Origin of the sequence: Sphingomonas yantingensis, from assembly GCF_014199325.1 — a bacterium.
Lineage (GTDB): Bacteria > Pseudomonadota > Alphaproteobacteria > Sphingomonadales > Sphingomonadaceae > Sphingomonas > Sphingomonas yantingensis.
The window spans coordinates 627,052-640,058 of the sequence record NZ_JACIJJ010000001.1; the positions used below are offsets into that span (position 1 = coordinate 627,052).

Consider the following 13,007-nt stretch of genomic DNA (forward strand, 5'->3'; position numbering starts at 1 on the left):
CGCTAGTCCCGCCCCATGCTTCCCGTCATCTACGGCCTGTCCGGCCCGGCGTTGACCGCCGACGAGCGCGCGTTTTTCCGTGAGGCCGATCCGCTCGGCTACATCCTGTTCGCGCGCAACGTGGTCGATCGCGGCCAGCTTCGCGCGCTGACCGACGAGCTGCGCGCGTTGTCGGGCCGCGACGACCTGCCCATCCTGATCGATCAGGAGGGCGGGCCGGTCGCACGGATGAAGCCGCCCGAATGGCCAGCCACGCCCGCCGGCCCCGCTTTCGCAAGGCTTTGGAGCCTGGCGCCGTCCTCGGCGATCGAGGCGGCGCGGGTGAATGCGCAGGCGATCGGGCTGATGCTGGCGGAGGTCGGGATCAGCGTCGACTGCCTGCCGCTGCTCGACGTGGCGGTGGAGGGCGCGACCCCTGCGGTCGCCAGCCGCACCTATGGCGGCGAGCCGATGCAGGTCGCCGCATTGGGCCGCGCGGTGCTCGACGGGCTGGCGGCGGGTGGCACGATCGGCGTGGTGAAGCACATGCCCGGCCACGGCCGCGCGCGCGTTGACAGCCACCACGAACTGCCGCGCGTCACCGCGACGGCCGAGGAACTGGAGGTCGATTTCGAGCCGTTCCGCACGCTCGCTCACGCGCCTATGGGCATGACCTGCCACTGCGTGTTCGAGGCCTATGACGCCGAGCGGCCTGCGACACTCTCTCCGACCATCGTCGGCGAGGTGATCCGCGGGCGCATCGGGTTCGACGGGCTGCTCATGACCGACGATATCGACATGAAGGCGCTGTCGGGATCGGCGGGCGACAAGGCGGCGGGGGCGATTGCGGCGGGATGCGACGTGGTGCTCGACTGCTGGGCGCGGATGCCCGAGATGGTCGACATAGCCAGCCGGTTGGTCCCCGCCCCGGCGACGACGCTGGCCCGGCTCGACCGCGCGATGGCGACGCGGCAGGCTCCGCAGGGTGATTTTGCCGCGCTGGTGGCGAAGCGGGACGCGCTGCTCGCGCTGGCAGGCGCCTGACGCGCGTCGCCGCCGTTGAACGCCCCAGAAGCCGCGGATAAGGGCGGCAAAAAAGGGGGGAATAATGACGTACGAAACCATGCCGCTTGCGAGCCTTCGCGAGCAGTTCCGCGCCACGTCGACCGCGTCGATGCCGCTGGCAGGAATCATCCTGTGGACGATCGCGGCAGTCGCCTCGGTCATCGTGTCGCCGAAGACGCTAGGGTTCGCGGTTGCGTTCGGCAGCGGGCTGATCTTCCCGCTCGCGCTGCTGATCGATCGGCTGCGCGGGCGACAGCTCATGAAGAGCGGCGCGGGCAACCCGGTGCTCGCCAATTTCATGGGCGGCATCGTCATGATCGGGCTGCTCTGGCCGCTGGTCATCATCGCGGGCCTGAACAACCCCGGCATCATCGTGCTGGGCGCCGCGATCCTTTTGGCGCTCGTTTGGATCCCGTTTGGCTGGTCGGCGGACGATCCGGTGGGGATGCAGCACGCGATCGGGCGCTGCGTCGCCGCCTATGCCGCCTATCTGTTCGTGCCGCGGCCGTGGCACCTGACGGCGATATGCATCGTCGTCATCGCGGCGTATCTCTTCTCCTTCGCGCGGATGCGCCGCGACTGACGGGGATGCACGACCGGGCATGACCGATGCCGATACGCTGACGATCTCGCTCGAGAGCTGGGAGGGGCCGCTCGACCTGCTGCTCGGCCTCGCGCGAACGCAGAAGGTCGATTTGCGGGCGATCTCGATCCTCGAGTTGGTCGACCAGTATCTCGATTTCATCGCCACGGCGCGCGACCTGAAGCTGGAGGTTGCGGCCGACTATCTCGTGATGGCCGCGTGGCTGGCGTATCTCAAGTCGGCGCTCCTCCTGCCGCGCGACCCGGAGGAGACGCCGAGCCCCGAGGAACTGGCGCTGCGCCTCACGCTACGGCTCGCGCGGCTGGATGCGATGCGCGAGGCCGGGGCGCGGCTGATGGCGCGCGACCGGCTGGGCCGTGACGTGTTCACGCGCGGGTGCCCTGAGGGGCTGCGGACGATCCGGCGGACGAAGTGGGATGCGGGCTTCTACGACCTGATCGCCGCCTATGGCCGGGTGAGCGCGCGGTCGCGGCCGGTGCTGCATGTCGTGCGCCAGCGGCCGGTGATGACGCTGGAGATGGCGCTGTCGCGCGTGTCGGCGATGCTGGGCGAGGCGATCGACTGGACGCGGATCGAACGCTTCATGCCCGAGGGGGGCGAGGCGATGTGGCGCCGCTCGGCGCTCGCCTCCAGCTTTCTCGCCGCGCTCGAACTTGCCAAGCAGGGGCGGATCGAACTGGCGCAGGACGCGCCCTTCGCCCCGCTCTACCTTCGGTCGCTGGCATGACCCCGCCCGACGAGCGCACCCGCGCGGTCGAGGCGATCCTGTTCGCCGCGACCGGCCCGCTGACGGTCACCGACATCGCCGCGCATCTGGGGGAGCGGACCGGCGTGGCCGACGCGTTGGAGCGACTTCGGACCGATTACGCCGGGCGCGGCCTCAATCTCGTGCAGCGCGGCGAGCATTGGCATTTCGAGACTGCGGGCGACCTCGCGCATCTGCTCCGCCGCGATCGCGAGGATAGCCGCAAGCTGAGCCGTGCGGGGATCGAGACGCTGGCGATCATCGCCTATCACGAGCCGGTGACGCGCGCGGAGATCGAGGCCATCCGCGGGGTCCAGGTGGCAAAGGGCACGATCGACGTGCTGATGGAGGCCGGCTGGATCCGGCCCGCCGGGCGGCGCGAGGTGCCGGGCCGGCCGCTCACCTATGCCACCACGCCGGCCTTCCTCGATCATTTCGGCCTTGCGAGCCGCCGCGACCTGCCCGGGATCGACGATCTGCGCGCGGCGGGGCTGCTCGACCCGGTCGATCTGGCGCTCGAACAGGTATCGGTGGAAAAGGACGGCGAGGACGACTAGATAGGGGCGACCTCTAGGAGATTCGTCATGGGTAGTTTCAGCCTGATCCACTGGCTGGTGTTCGGCGTGATCGCGATCCTGCTGCTCGGCGGTGGCCGCTTTTCGAACCTGATGGGTGACGTCGCCAAGGGCATCAAGAACTTCAAGAAGGGCATGGCCGAGGAAGAGGCCGAGCCGACGCGGATCGAAGCGCAGCGCGCCGCGGAACCCGCGTACAAGACCGAGGAACGCACGCGCGAGACGCGCTGACATTCGCCGGACGGGGCAGGCGACGATGCCCGCCCGCATGACACGACAGCGCTAAGGGCGGGACCGACAGGGCGAGATGCTCGACTTCAACATGAGCGAGATGATGGTGGTCGCCATCGTCGCGCTGCTCGTCATCGGCCCCAAGGACCTGCCCAAGGCCATGCGCTTCGTCGGCTATTGGGTCGGCCGCGCGCGCGGCATCGCGCGGCAATTCCGCTCGGGCTTCGATTCGATGGTCCGTGAGGCCGAACTGGCCGAAATGGAAAAGAAGTGGGCGGAGGAGAACGCGCGGATCATGCGCGAGCATCCGCCCGAGCCCGGCGCCGAGCCCGTCGCGCTCGAAGGCCCGCCCGCACCCGACGATGCATCCCCGTCGGACAGCGTGGCCGGTTCGACCGCGCCTGACGTCGATCATGGCCCCGTCACGACGCCGCCGCCGGTGATCCGCGACGAACCCGCCGCGGCGCCTGCCGATCCGGCGCAGAAGGGGCAGCCGTGAAGGATATCGACGACACGCAGGCCCCGCTTCTCGAACATCTGATCGAGCTGCGCCGCCGCCTCTTTTATTGCCTGCTGACGATCTTCGTCGCGTTCGGCGTCTGCTACTATTTTGCCGAGAACGTGTTCGCCTTCCTCGTCCAGCCGCTGCTGGCGGCGGGGCAGAAAAAGGTGATCTTCACCCAGTTGTTCGAGGCGTTCTTCGTTCGGGTGAAGGTCGCGTTTTTCGCGGCGATGATGGTGTCTTTCCCGGTCCTCGCCAACCAGCTTTGGCAATTCGTCGCGCCGGGCCTGTATCGCAACGAGAAGAAGGCGCTGCTGCCCTTCATCCTCGCCACGCCGGTGCTGTTCACGATGGGCGCGGCACTTGCGTATTTCGTGACGATCCCGGTCGCGCTCCACTTCCTGCTCGGCTTCCAAGGCAACTTCGGCGGCATTCAGCAGGAGGCGCTGCCCTCGGTCGGCAACTACCTGTCGTTCGTGATGCAGTTCCTGTTCGCGTTCGGGATCGCGTTCCTGCTGCCGATCCTGCTGATGCTGCTGGAGCGCGCGGGGATCGTGACGCGCAAGCAGTTGGTGGGCGCCCGGCGCTATGCGATCGTCGCCGCGTTCGGGCTCGCAGCCGTCCTGACGCCGCCCGATATCGGCTCGCAGTTCCTCCTCGCGATCCCGCTGATCTTTCTCTACGAGCTCGCACTGATCGGCATCTGGTTCACCGAGCGCAAGCGCGCCAAGACCGCAACGGTCGAAGAAGAACCCGCCTGAATCGAAAAAGGCCGCGCTCCCAAGAGGAGCGCGGCCTTTTCGTTCGACCTTTGCGGCCGGGGGTTAGTTCGCCGCCTTCTCGACCGCGCTACCCGCCGACTTCACGTCCTTGCCGACGCCCTCGACGGTGTTGCACGCGCTGGTCAGCAGCGCACCCGCGACCACGGCCAGACCCAGAAGCTTACGCATAGTCATCTCCATCCTAGAACCAGTGGCATCAAAATGCCGCTCGTCGATATTCGTTCCGCGGCTGTAACCAGCGGTTGGAAGACCAGGTGATGTTGGAAGGGGTAAGGCCCGAAAGCGTCGCCGGGGGGGGGGGAGGGTCGACGCTTCCGGGCCTCATGTCGTGGACGGTGAGAGCGGGGGGGCAAAAGGTCACCGTCCGGGTTGCTGAACGTGCGTCCCCGCGGGGGGTTCCGACGCCGCCCGCTTACCCACGATTTTTTTCAGGGACGGCCCATCACCGCGACGTTGATCTCGTAGGCGCCGCTCAGCGGATCGTGATGGAGCGGCGCGCGAAGCTGGCGCGCAAGGCCCGCGATTACCCGGCCGTAACGCCCGGCGAGCAGCGCGTCTAGCCCGTCGCCCTGGATCAGCGCGGGTGAGACGACGCGCAGGACGCCGATCCCCGGCTGGTCGGCGGGCTGGCGCAGCGAGATGCGCGCCTGCGTCTCTGGGTTCGCGGTCATCGCCAGTTCGAGCAGCTCGGTGACGAGGAAGGCGACGGCGATCGCGGTATCCTGCGACACCATGACGGGCTCGACTTCGATCGCCACGGCGAATCGATGCGCACCCTCCGGCGCGCCGGCGCGGATGCCCGCGGCCAGTTCGCCGATCACCGCGCGCATCTCGACCCCGCGGTTCTCTTCGAGCTCGGCGAAGTGATAGCGGTGGACGACCGCGAGCGCATCGACGCGCCGCTGGATCGAGGCATAGGCAGCCGCCGCCTCGGGCGTCGCGGCGCCGCGCGCGTGGAAGTTGATGAGGCTGGCGATGACCTGAAGGTTGTTCTTGACCCGGTGATGCACCTCGCGCGTCAGCTTGGTCTGGCGCACCAGCCCCTCGGCCAGTCCGGCCTCGTGCGCGACGACGGTATGCGTGATCGCGCGGAACGTGTCGCCGAGCTGGCGGATCTCCTGGGCCGGCACAGCGCCATAGTCGACCGGACCGAGCACCGTGCCCGGCGCATAGGCACCGACGCTCGCCCGCAGGCGGCGTAGCGGCCGGATCAGCAAGCGATCGACGACGAACCACGCGATGGCGGCGGCGCCGATCCACATCAGGAAGGGGATCAGCATCGCGACGAGCAGCGGCGAGGTGATCGGCGCGCCGCGCATCGCCATCTCGACGACTAGGCCGTCGATGCCGATCGGTGTCGCGGCACTCTCGGTCCGCGCGAACGGGCCGGCATCGGGCAGGTCGGCCAGCGTCAGCGAGGCGTCGTCGTCGCGCAGCGCAATACCCTTGTCGGCGAGAAGCCCGCTCGGCTGGGCGATCGGGCCAAGGAAACCGGCGGGGAAGAAGGCGGTGCCGATCACGCCCGAGCGCGGATCGGCGACGGCGAGGACGACGCCATCGGCGACGACTTGCGCGGCGATCCGGCCTGCATCCATCCGCTCGCCAGCGATCGCGCGGTCGGCGGGCAGTGCCTCGCCGCAGAGAAGCAGGCCGGCCCGGTCGCGGATCGCGAAGCGGAGGCCCGCGGCATATTGCTGTGCGAAAATGCCGCGGGCGCGGGCACAGGTCGCGTCGTTGCCGGGATCGGCCGCAAGCGCGACGACGCTGGTGCGCAGCGCCGCCATGTCGCCCAGCAGCTCGGCGCCGATCGAGCGGTTGCTCTCGGCAAGCGCCACGCGAAGCTGCGCGCGCACCTCCACATCGGCAATGCGCGTCGTCTGGACGGTGGCGAGGAAGGCGAGCAGCGCGAGCGGCAGCAACGCGCCGCCCAGGATCAGGAAGACGCGCGCGCCCGTCGGCAACCCGGACAGCCAGCGGCGCGGCTCGATCTCGGGCGGCAGGTCCGGTTCGGGTACGGTATCGGGCGCGGTCATCGTGGACCGACGCTAAAGCAATGCGGTGCGAACGCCATGGTCATTCGGGCTTTCGCGACGGATGGACGGCGCGCCAGGCGCGCGCGCTCAATCGAGCTTCTTGAGCAGGTCGAGCAGGTCGTCCGGCACCGTCTCCTCCACCGCCTCGCGATAGACGGCGCGCAGCGCATCGCCGACATTCTTGTTCGCGGGCGCTGGCGGGGTCCTTGGCGGCTTCGGCGGCTGATTGTCAGAACCCACGACTTCCCCCTGCAGCCCGCCATCCCCCGGTTTCCGGACGACGGGTACGACACTGTCTGGCGAGGCCCTTTGCAGCGCTTCGCTTCTCGCGCAACCTATGCGCGTTCGGAGCGATGAAACTAAAAAGACGTTCGATGGTTCCGTGGCTTGTGGCTTTTCCGGGGAGGGGGGGATTTTGCCCGTCCGCGGCCTTACCACATCTGATTTGCCCGCCCGCCCTCAGCGGGCGGTGGAGGAGACTAGAATCACCATGTCGCTTGGACAGCAGCTTGCCCCGCACCTTCCGTTTCTTCGCCGCTATGGCCGGGCACTGACCGGCAGCCAGGCCGAGGGGGACCGCTACGTCCGCGCGACGCTCGAGGCGATCGTCGCGGCGCCGGAGGAGTTTCCGCGCGACGTCGATCCGCGCCTCGGCCTCTACCGCACGTTCCAGGCGATCTGGGGATCGAGCCAGATCGACGATCATGAGGCCGATCACGCCGGCGGCAGCGATCAGGAAGCGATCGCCCGCGCCCGCCTCGCCCGCATCGCGCCCTTGTCGCGCCAGGCGCTGCTGCTGACCGCGATGGAGGGCTTCACCGTCGAGGACACTGCCTATCTGATCGACGTCGATACGGCCGAAGTCGACACGCTGGTTGCCGACGCGCTGGCCGAGATCGAGCAGCAGACGCGCGCCCGCGTGTTGGTGATCGAGGACGAGCCGATCATCGCCATGGACCTCGAGACGATCGTCCGCGACCTTGGCCACGAAGTCACCGGCGTCGCCGTGACCCGCGACGAGGCAGTGGCGCTGGCAATGGAGGATCGTCCCGGCCTCGTCCTCGCCGACATCCAGCTGGCCGATGACAGCTCGGGCATCGACGCGGTCAAGGACATCCTCGCGCAGTTCAACGTGCCGGTGATCTTCATCACCGCCTTCCCCGAGCGGTTGCTGACGGGCGAGCGGCCGGAGCCTACCTTCCTCATCACCAAGCCGTTCCAGCGGTCGACGGTGAAGGCGGCCATCAGCCAGGCGCTGTTCTTCGACCAGTCGACGGTTCCGGCCGGCGCGTAAACCGCTCCGCGTCAAAAGGATACGGACCCAAAACGAACCTGGGGGGTTGAAGCGATATGGCTGATCCGAACGAGCAGATTCATATCGACGCCGACCGCGCTCGCGCCGGTGCGACCCCCCATATGACGCGGTACATCCTGCCGATTTCGCTCGCGCTGGTGATCGCGATCTTTGCGTATCTCGTCCTGGCCTGACCCGATTGTCCGCTTCCGATGACGCGGCGGGGATGGTCATTCCCGCCCCCACCCCTTATGTTCCAGACCGTGGCCGCGTACCGCAGGGCCCATCCGATCGGAGCTGCATGTCCCAGTCTGACGAACAACAGCCGGGCGGCGAAATGCCCGAGCGCGAGCATGTCTCGCTCTCGGACCCAGAGTTCAAGGCACAGCTCACGCAGGTCATTCCGCACCTTCGCGCGTTCGGCCGCTCGCTGTCGGGCAGCCGCGATACCGCCGACGATCTGGTGCAGGAGACGCTGCTGAAGGCGTGGGCCGCGCGCAAGCGGTTCCAGGCGGGCACCAATATGCGCGCCTGGACCTTCATCATCCTGCGTAACCTGTATCTCAGCCAGATGCGCCGCGCGCGGTTCAAGGGCGAGTGGGACGACCTCGTCGCCGACCGGCTGCTTGCCGCGCCGGCCAGCCAGGATCGCCACGTCGAGCTGACCGACATGCAGCGTGCGCTGCTGCACCTGCCGCGGCCGCAGCGCGAGGCGCTGATCCTCGTGGGCGCGGGCGGGTTCGCCTATGAAGAGGCGGCTGAGATTTGTCAGGTTGCGGTCGGTACGATCAAGAGCCGCGTGGCCCGGGGCCGTGTCGCGCTCGAAAATCTCCTGACCGACGGCGCGCTGCCCAGCCGCGCGCTGCACGATCATGGCGACAAGAGCGCGCTCGACACGATCATGGGCGAAGTGGACGAACTGAGCCGGGATCGCGGGCTGCACTGATCTGTAAGATTATCGGCGAACCATCATAAAAACCGCGCGGGATGATCAATGCCGCGCGGTTTTTCTGTCGAGCTCCTGAAGCAGCCCGATCATGTCGTCGGGCAATCCCGTGTCCCGCCCATAGGCGCCGCGAAGGGCACCGGTCAGGCGATCGCTGGCGCATGGCCGCGATACCTGAACGCGCTTTGCCGCGTCTCGCTCGAAGGGGGGCTGTCTGGTCATGCGGGTATAACGCGGATCAAGCCGGTATGTTTCTTGACAATACCGTCATTTGGTCGCTTCCCGAGGTTCGTGACATGATGGCGACGGTCGATCCCGAAACGATAGCGACAGCGCTCGTGCGCGCGTGCGAGGAATCGCCTTTTCTTCGCCTGGCCGCGCAGCGCGAGCCCGAAACGGCGGCAAATGCGGCGGCGCTGCTGGCCGATCCGCTGGCGGCGGCGTTCGACGGGCTGAACGATCTGCCGGTCGCCGCGCGGCTGCGGCGGGCGCGCTGGCGGCTTGCGTTGTTGGCGGCGCTGGCGGACCTGTCGGGGGCGTGGCCGCTCGAACAGGTGGTGGGCACGCTGACCACTTTTGCCGACCGTGCGCTCGAAATCGCGATTCGCGCGGCGATCGAGGAGCGGACGCCGGGCGCCGACGTTGCCGGCTTCACCGCGATCGCGCTCGGTAAGCAGGGGAGCGGCGAGCTTAACTATTCCTCCGACATCGATCCCATCCTGCTGTTCGATCCGCAGACGTTGCCCACCCGCCCGCGTGAGGAGCCCCAGGAAGCGGCCGTGCGGATCGGCAAGCGGGTGGTCGAGCTGCTCCAGGCGCGCGATGGCGACGGCTATGTCCTGCGCGTCGACCTGCGCCTGCGCCCCTCGAGCGAGGTGACGCCGATCGCGCTGCCGGTCGAGGCGGCGATCGGTTACTATGAGTCCGCCGCGCTGCCGTGGGAGCGCGCCGCCTTCATCCGTGCGCGTGCCTGTGCGGGCGATGTGGCGCTGGGCGAGCGGTTCCTCGCCGCGATCGCGCCGTTCGTCTGGCGGCGCAGCCTCGACTTCGGCGCGATTGCCGAGATTCGCGGCATCACCGCGCGTATCCGCGACCATCATGCGCAGGGGCAGGCGTTCGGCCCCGGCTACGACCTCAAGCGCGGGCGCGGCGGCATCCGCGAGATCGAGTTCTTCGCGCAGATCCACCAGCTGATCCACGGCGGGCGCGACCCGGCGCTGCGTGCACCGGCAACGCTCGATGCGCTGGCGGCGCTGGGCGCGGCGGGGCGGATCGACGCGGACGATGCGCGCGTGCTGGCCGACGCCTATCGCCGGCTGCGGACGGTCGAGCACCGCGCGCAGATGATCGACGATCGCCAGACGCACACGTTGCCCGCCGGCGATTCGCTCGATCGCGTCGCGCGGCTCGACGGGCTGGCGGACGGTACGGCGCTGCTCGCCGACCTGCGCCCGCATATCGAGGCGGTCGGCCGGATCTATGACGCGCTGGAGCCGGAGAGCTCCGACCGGTTGCCCGATGCGGAGGCTGGGCTGGCCGAGCGGCTGGCGGCGGCGGGGTTTGCCGATGGGCCGAGCGCGGTGCGCCGCGTCGCCGAATGGCGGTCGGGGGGCTATCCCGCGCTTCGCTCTGCACCGGCCCGCGCGGCGTTGGAGGATGTGCTGCCCGGCCTGATCGCCGCACTGGGGGAGGCGCCCGATCCAGATGCGGCGCTGCTGCGGCTCGACCGTATGCTGGGCAAGCTGCCCAGCGCGATCAACTTCTTCCGTCTGATCGATGCGCGGCCACAGCTTGCGCGGCTGCTGGCGACGGTGCTGGCGCTGGCGCCGACGCTCGCCGATGCGCTGGGGCGGCGGGTGGAGCTGCTCGACAGACTGATCGACGCGAGCGCGCTGGAGCCGGTGGGCGACGTGGCGGAAATCGTTGCGGCGATGCGCGCGGGGCGGCTCGATTACGAGCAGCGGCTCGACCATGTGCGCCGCGTGGTGGCGGAGACACGCTTCGCGCTCGGCGTGCAGATCGTCGCGGGCGCGCGCGACCCGCTGGAGGTCGCGCGCGGCTATTCGCGGCTGGCCGAAGCGGCGATCGAGACGCTGGCGGCTGCCGCGACCGAGGAGTTCGAGCGGGCGCATGGCCGGGTGCCGGACAGCGAGCTGGTGATCCTCGCGCTCGGGCGGCTGGGCGGCGGGGCGCTGACCCACGCCAGCGACCTCGACCTCGTCTATCTGTTCACCGGCGATCATGCGGCCGAGAGCGACGGGAAGCGGCCGCTGGGCGCGGTTCATTATTACAACCGGCTGGCGCAGCGGGTGACGGCGGCGCTGTCGGTGCCGACCGCTTCCGGCCCGCTCTATCCCGTCGATACGCGGCTGCGTCCCTCGGGCAACCAAGGCCCGCTGGTCGTCTCGCTCGAAGGGTTTCGCCGCTATCAGACCGAAAGCGCGTGGACGTGGGAGCATATGGCCCTCACCCGCGCGCGGCCGGTGTTCGGGTCGCGTGAAGCGCGCGCCGCGACACAGGCGATCGTCGATGCCGTGCTGAACGGCGCGCGGCCCGAGCGCGACATCGCCGCCGACGCCGCCGCGATGCGGGCGGAGATGCGCGCGCACAAGCCGGCGCAGGGGCCGCTGGATGCCAAGCTCCTCGACGGCGGGCTCGTCGATTTGGAGTTTGCGGTGCATGTCCGCCAGCTCGTTCACCGGACGGGCTTTTCGCCCGATCTGGCGGCGGCGATCCGCGTGCTGGCGGGGGAGGGGCGGGTGTCCGACGATCTCGGCGTCGCGCTCGAACTGCTGACCCGGCTGATCGTCACGCTGCGGCTGGTCGCGCCGGATGCGCAGGAGCCGGCGCCCCCGACCAAGGCCCTGATTGCCCGCGCGCTCGGCCTTGCCGATTGGGACGCGGTGGTCGCCGCGCTGGACGCCGTCCGGCAGACGGTGCGCGCGGCTTGGGACGAGGTGCAAGGAGACGAATGATGGCGCTCGGCGAAGGTGATGCGATCCCCGCGGTCAAGGTGACGATGCCCGATGGTACCGAGCGGTCGCTGGCCGATTTCGGCGCGCCGCTGGTCGTCTATTTCTATCCCAAGGACGACACAACCGGCTGCACCAACGAGGCCAAGGACTTCTCCGCCGCGATGGCCGATTTTGAGGCGGCGGGCGTCGGCGTGCTCGGCATCTCAAAGGACCCGCCCGCCAAGCACCAGAAGTTCGCGGCGAAGTACGAGCTGACAGTGCCGCTCGCCACCGATGCCGACGACAGCGTATGCGAGGCGTTCGGGACGTGGACCGAAAAGTCGATGTACGGGAAGAAGTATATGGGCATCGAGCGGGCGACCTTCCTGTTCGGCAAGGACGGCAAGCTCGTCCGCGCCTGGCACAAGGTGAAGGTGCCCGGCCATGTCGCCGAGGTGCTGGAGGCCGCGAAGGCGCTGTGAATCGGACCGTAGGCGAGGCAGCCCATGCCGTCCTGACCGCTGCCGACCCGCGTGCCAAGGTCAAGGCGGCGCGGGCGGCGGCGCGCGACTGGCGACTGGGGCGGCTCGACTTCCGCTTCGACGTGGCGATGCCCGACCGCCCGGCGCGGCCCGCGGTGCCCGAACTGCTGCCCCCCAACCGGATGCCCAAGCGCGGGCGCGGCGGGTCCGAGCGGGGGCGGATCGCGCTCATCCATTCGCTCGCGCATATCGAGTTCGTGGCGATCGACCTCGCCTTCGACGCGGTGGGGCGGTTCGGGGCCGAGTTCCCACGCGGGTTCACCGACGACTGGATGGCGGTGGGCGCGGACGAGGCGATGCATTTCGCACTGGTCGAGCGGCGGCTGAACCGGCTCGGCAGCTTCTACGGCGCGATGCCCGCGCATGACGGGCTGTGGGAGGCGGCGTTCGCGACGCGGCACGATGCGATGGCGCGGCTGGCCGTCGTGCCGATGGTGCTGGAGGCGCGCGGTCTCGACGTCACGCCGCAGACGATCGAGCGATTCGCCAGCGCCGACGACGAGCCGACGGTGCGCATCCTGCGCCGTATCCTGACCGACGAAGTCCGCCACGTCGCGGCGGGGACGCGCTGGTACGGATGGGCCTGCATCCGGGATTCGCTCGACCCCGCAAGCACGTGGCAGGCCCTCGTTTCCTCATACTTTCGGGGGATCATTAAGCCACCGTTCAACGATTCGGCGCGCGCCGCTGCCGGTTTGACGCGCGATTTCTACGGCCCCCTTGCTGACATGAATGTTACCGGACACACAGCCTGA

17 protein-coding genes are annotated in these 13,007 nt (G+C 69.0%); 13 read left to right on the forward strand and 4 right to left on the reverse strand.

The genetic code is table 11. The features are described from left to right. Positions 1 to 15: 15 nt before the first annotated feature. From FHR19_RS03120 to tatC, 7 genes are all read left to right on the forward strand, one after another. Positions 16 to 1,023, forward strand: coding sequence for a glycoside hydrolase family 3 protein (locus tag FHR19_RS03120; protein WP_184024171.1), 1,008 nt, complete (start codon positions 16 to 18; stop codon positions 1,021 to 1,023). A 64-nt stretch (positions 1,024 to 1,087) separates the two neighbouring features. After that, on the forward strand, positions 1,088 to 1,627 hold the full coding sequence (locus FHR19_RS03125) for a DUF7010 family protein (RefSeq protein ID WP_184024174.1): 540 nt from the start codon (positions 1,088 to 1,090) through the stop codon (positions 1,625 to 1,627). 19 nt (positions 1,628 to 1,646) lie between these two features. Continuing rightward, positions 1,647 to 2,375 (forward strand): segregation and condensation protein A, encoded by a 729-nt coding sequence (locus FHR19_RS03130; protein ID WP_184024177.1) that lies wholly within the window; start codon positions 1,647 to 1,649, stop codon positions 2,373 to 2,375. Next, positions 2,372 to 2,950, forward strand: coding sequence for an SMC-Scp complex subunit ScpB (gene scpB, locus FHR19_RS03135; RefSeq protein ID WP_184024180.1), 579 nt, complete (start codon positions 2,372 to 2,374; stop codon positions 2,948 to 2,950). The genes FHR19_RS03130 and scpB overlap by 4 nt, the downstream gene beginning before the upstream one ends. A gap of 27 nt (positions 2,951 to 2,977) precedes the next feature. Next, positions 2,978 to 3,199, forward strand: a complete 222-nt coding sequence (locus FHR19_RS03140) for a twin-arginine translocase TatA/TatE family subunit (RefSeq protein ID WP_184024183.1) — start codon at positions 2,978 to 2,980, stop codon at positions 3,197 to 3,199. Positions 3,200 to 3,275: 76 nt separating this feature from the next. Continuing rightward, positions 3,276 to 3,698, forward strand: coding sequence for a Sec-independent protein translocase protein TatB (gene tatB / locus FHR19_RS03145; protein ID WP_184024186.1), 423 nt, complete (start codon positions 3,276 to 3,278; stop codon positions 3,696 to 3,698). Beyond that, positions 3,695 to 4,462 carry a twin-arginine translocase subunit TatC gene (tatC, locus tag FHR19_RS03150; protein ID WP_184024189.1) on the forward strand — a complete coding sequence of 256 codons (768 nt, stop codon included), beginning with the start codon at positions 3,695 to 3,697 and terminating at the stop codon, positions 4,460 to 4,462. Before tatB ends, tatC begins: the two co-directional genes overlap by 4 nt. Before the next feature lie 63 nt (positions 4,463 to 4,525). Here tatC and FHR19_RS03155 read toward each other — a convergent pair whose 3' ends face one another. The 3 genes from FHR19_RS03155 to FHR19_RS17950 all read right to left on the reverse strand — a co-directional run bounded on the left by FHR19_RS03155 (position 4,526) and on the right by FHR19_RS17950 (position 6,756). Further along, positions 4,526 to 4,651: an entericidin A/B family lipoprotein gene (locus FHR19_RS03155; protein ID WP_184024191.1), complete on the reverse strand. Its 126-nt coding sequence runs from the start codon at positions 4,649 to 4,651 to the stop codon at positions 4,526 to 4,528. A gap of 260 nt (positions 4,652 to 4,911) precedes the next feature. Continuing rightward, a complete protein-coding gene (locus FHR19_RS03160; RefSeq protein ID WP_184024193.1) occupies positions 4,912 to 6,516 on the reverse strand; it encodes a sensor histidine kinase in 1,605 nt (534 codons plus the stop codon). Positions 6,517 to 6,603: 87 nt separating this feature from the next. After that, positions 6,604 to 6,756, reverse strand: coding sequence for a NepR family anti-sigma factor (locus tag FHR19_RS17950; protein ID WP_246359268.1), 153 nt, complete (start codon positions 6,754 to 6,756; stop codon positions 6,604 to 6,606). Between the two features lie 250 nt (positions 6,757 to 7,006). Between FHR19_RS17950 and FHR19_RS03170 the strand changes: the two genes are divergently transcribed. The 3 genes from FHR19_RS03170 to FHR19_RS03180 all read left to right on the forward strand — a co-directional run bounded on the left by FHR19_RS03170 (position 7,007) and on the right by FHR19_RS03180 (position 8,756). Beyond that, positions 7,007 to 7,810, forward strand: a complete 804-nt coding sequence (locus FHR19_RS03170; RefSeq protein ID WP_184024195.1) for a response regulator — start codon at positions 7,007 to 7,009, stop codon at positions 7,808 to 7,810. A 56-nt stretch (positions 7,811 to 7,866) separates the two neighbouring features. After that, positions 7,867 to 8,004, forward strand: a complete 138-nt coding sequence (locus tag FHR19_RS03175) for a hypothetical protein (RefSeq protein WP_184024197.1) — start codon at positions 7,867 to 7,869, stop codon at positions 8,002 to 8,004. A 107-nt stretch (positions 8,005 to 8,111) separates the two neighbouring features. Beyond that, positions 8,112 to 8,756 carry a sigma-70 family RNA polymerase sigma factor gene (locus FHR19_RS03180; protein WP_184024199.1) on the forward strand — a complete coding sequence of 215 codons (645 nt, stop codon included), beginning with the start codon at positions 8,112 to 8,114 and terminating at the stop codon, positions 8,754 to 8,756. Positions 8,757 to 8,801: 45 nt separating this feature from the next. Here FHR19_RS03180 and FHR19_RS03185 read toward each other — a convergent pair whose 3' ends face one another. Then, positions 8,802 to 8,978, reverse strand: coding sequence for a hypothetical protein (locus FHR19_RS03185; RefSeq protein ID WP_184024201.1), 177 nt, complete (start codon positions 8,976 to 8,978; stop codon positions 8,802 to 8,804). A gap of 74 nt (positions 8,979 to 9,052) precedes the next feature. Here FHR19_RS03185 and FHR19_RS03190 point away from each other — a divergent pair, with 74 nt between their 5' ends. Genes FHR19_RS03190 through FHR19_RS03200 form a run of 3 tightly spaced genes read left to right on the forward strand, consistent with a single transcriptional unit; the run spans position 9,053 to position 13,007 of the window. Next, the gene (locus FHR19_RS03190; RefSeq protein ID WP_184025804.1) at positions 9,053 to 11,731 is read left to right on the forward strand and encodes a bifunctional [glutamine synthetase] adenylyltransferase/[glutamine synthetase]-adenylyl-L-tyrosine phosphorylase; all 2,679 of its coding nucleotides are present in this window, start codon (positions 9,053 to 9,055) and stop codon (positions 11,729 to 11,731) included. Further along, a complete protein-coding gene (locus FHR19_RS03195) occupies positions 11,728 to 12,192 on the forward strand; it encodes a peroxiredoxin (RefSeq protein WP_425505931.1) in 465 nt (154 codons plus the stop codon). Before FHR19_RS03190 ends, FHR19_RS03195 begins: the two co-directional genes overlap by 4 nt. Continuing rightward, on the forward strand, positions 12,189 to 13,007 hold the full coding sequence (locus tag FHR19_RS03200) for a DUF455 family protein (RefSeq protein WP_184024206.1): 819 nt from the start codon (positions 12,189 to 12,191) through the stop codon (positions 13,005 to 13,007). Before FHR19_RS03195 ends, FHR19_RS03200 begins: the two co-directional genes overlap by 4 nt.

Excerpts from the sequence above, each read along its gene's own strand:
- FHR19_RS03120 (WP_184024171.1), top strand. The coding sequence starts at position 16 with ATGCTTCCCGTCATCTACGGCCTGTCCGGCCCGGCGTTGACCGCCGAC.
- FHR19_RS03125 (WP_184024174.1), top strand. The coding sequence starts at position 1,088 with ATGACGTACGAAACCATGCCGCTTGCGAGCCTTCGCGAGCAGTTCCGC.
- FHR19_RS03130 (WP_184024177.1), top strand. The coding sequence starts at position 1,647 with ATGACCGATGCCGATACGCTGACGATCTCGCTCGAGAGCTGGGAGGGG.
- scpB (WP_184024180.1), top strand. The coding sequence starts at position 2,372 with ATGACCCCGCCCGACGAGCGCACCCGCGCGGTCGAGGCGATCCTGTTC.
- FHR19_RS03140 (WP_184024183.1), top strand. The coding sequence starts at position 2,978 with ATGGGTAGTTTCAGCCTGATCCACTGGCTGGTGTTCGGCGTGATCGCG.
- tatB (WP_184024186.1), top strand. The coding sequence starts at position 3,276 with ATGCTCGACTTCAACATGAGCGAGATGATGGTGGTCGCCATCGTCGCG.
- FHR19_RS03155 (WP_184024191.1), bottom strand. The coding sequence starts at position 4,651 with ATGCGTAAGCTTCTGGGTCTGGCCGTGGTCGCGGGTGCGCTGCTGACC.
- FHR19_RS03160 (WP_184024193.1), bottom strand. The coding sequence starts at position 6,516 with ATGACCGCGCCCGATACCGTACCCGAACCGGACCTGCCGCCCGAGATC.
- FHR19_RS03170 (WP_184024195.1), top strand. The coding sequence starts at position 7,007 with ATGTCGCTTGGACAGCAGCTTGCCCCGCACCTTCCGTTTCTTCGCCGC.
- FHR19_RS03175 (WP_184024197.1), top strand. The coding sequence starts at position 7,867 with ATGGCTGATCCGAACGAGCAGATTCATATCGACGCCGACCGCGCTCGC.
- FHR19_RS03180 (WP_184024199.1), top strand. The coding sequence starts at position 8,112 with ATGTCCCAGTCTGACGAACAACAGCCGGGCGGCGAAATGCCCGAGCGC.
- FHR19_RS03185 (WP_184024201.1), bottom strand. The coding sequence starts at position 8,978 with ATGACCAGACAGCCCCCCTTCGAGCGAGACGCGGCAAAGCGCGTTCAG.
- FHR19_RS03190 (WP_184025804.1), top strand. The coding sequence starts at position 9,053 with ATGATGGCGACGGTCGATCCCGAAACGATAGCGACAGCGCTCGTGCGC.
- FHR19_RS03195 (WP_425505931.1), top strand. The coding sequence starts at position 11,728 with ATGATGGCGCTCGGCGAAGGTGATGCGATCCCCGCGGTCAAGGTGACG.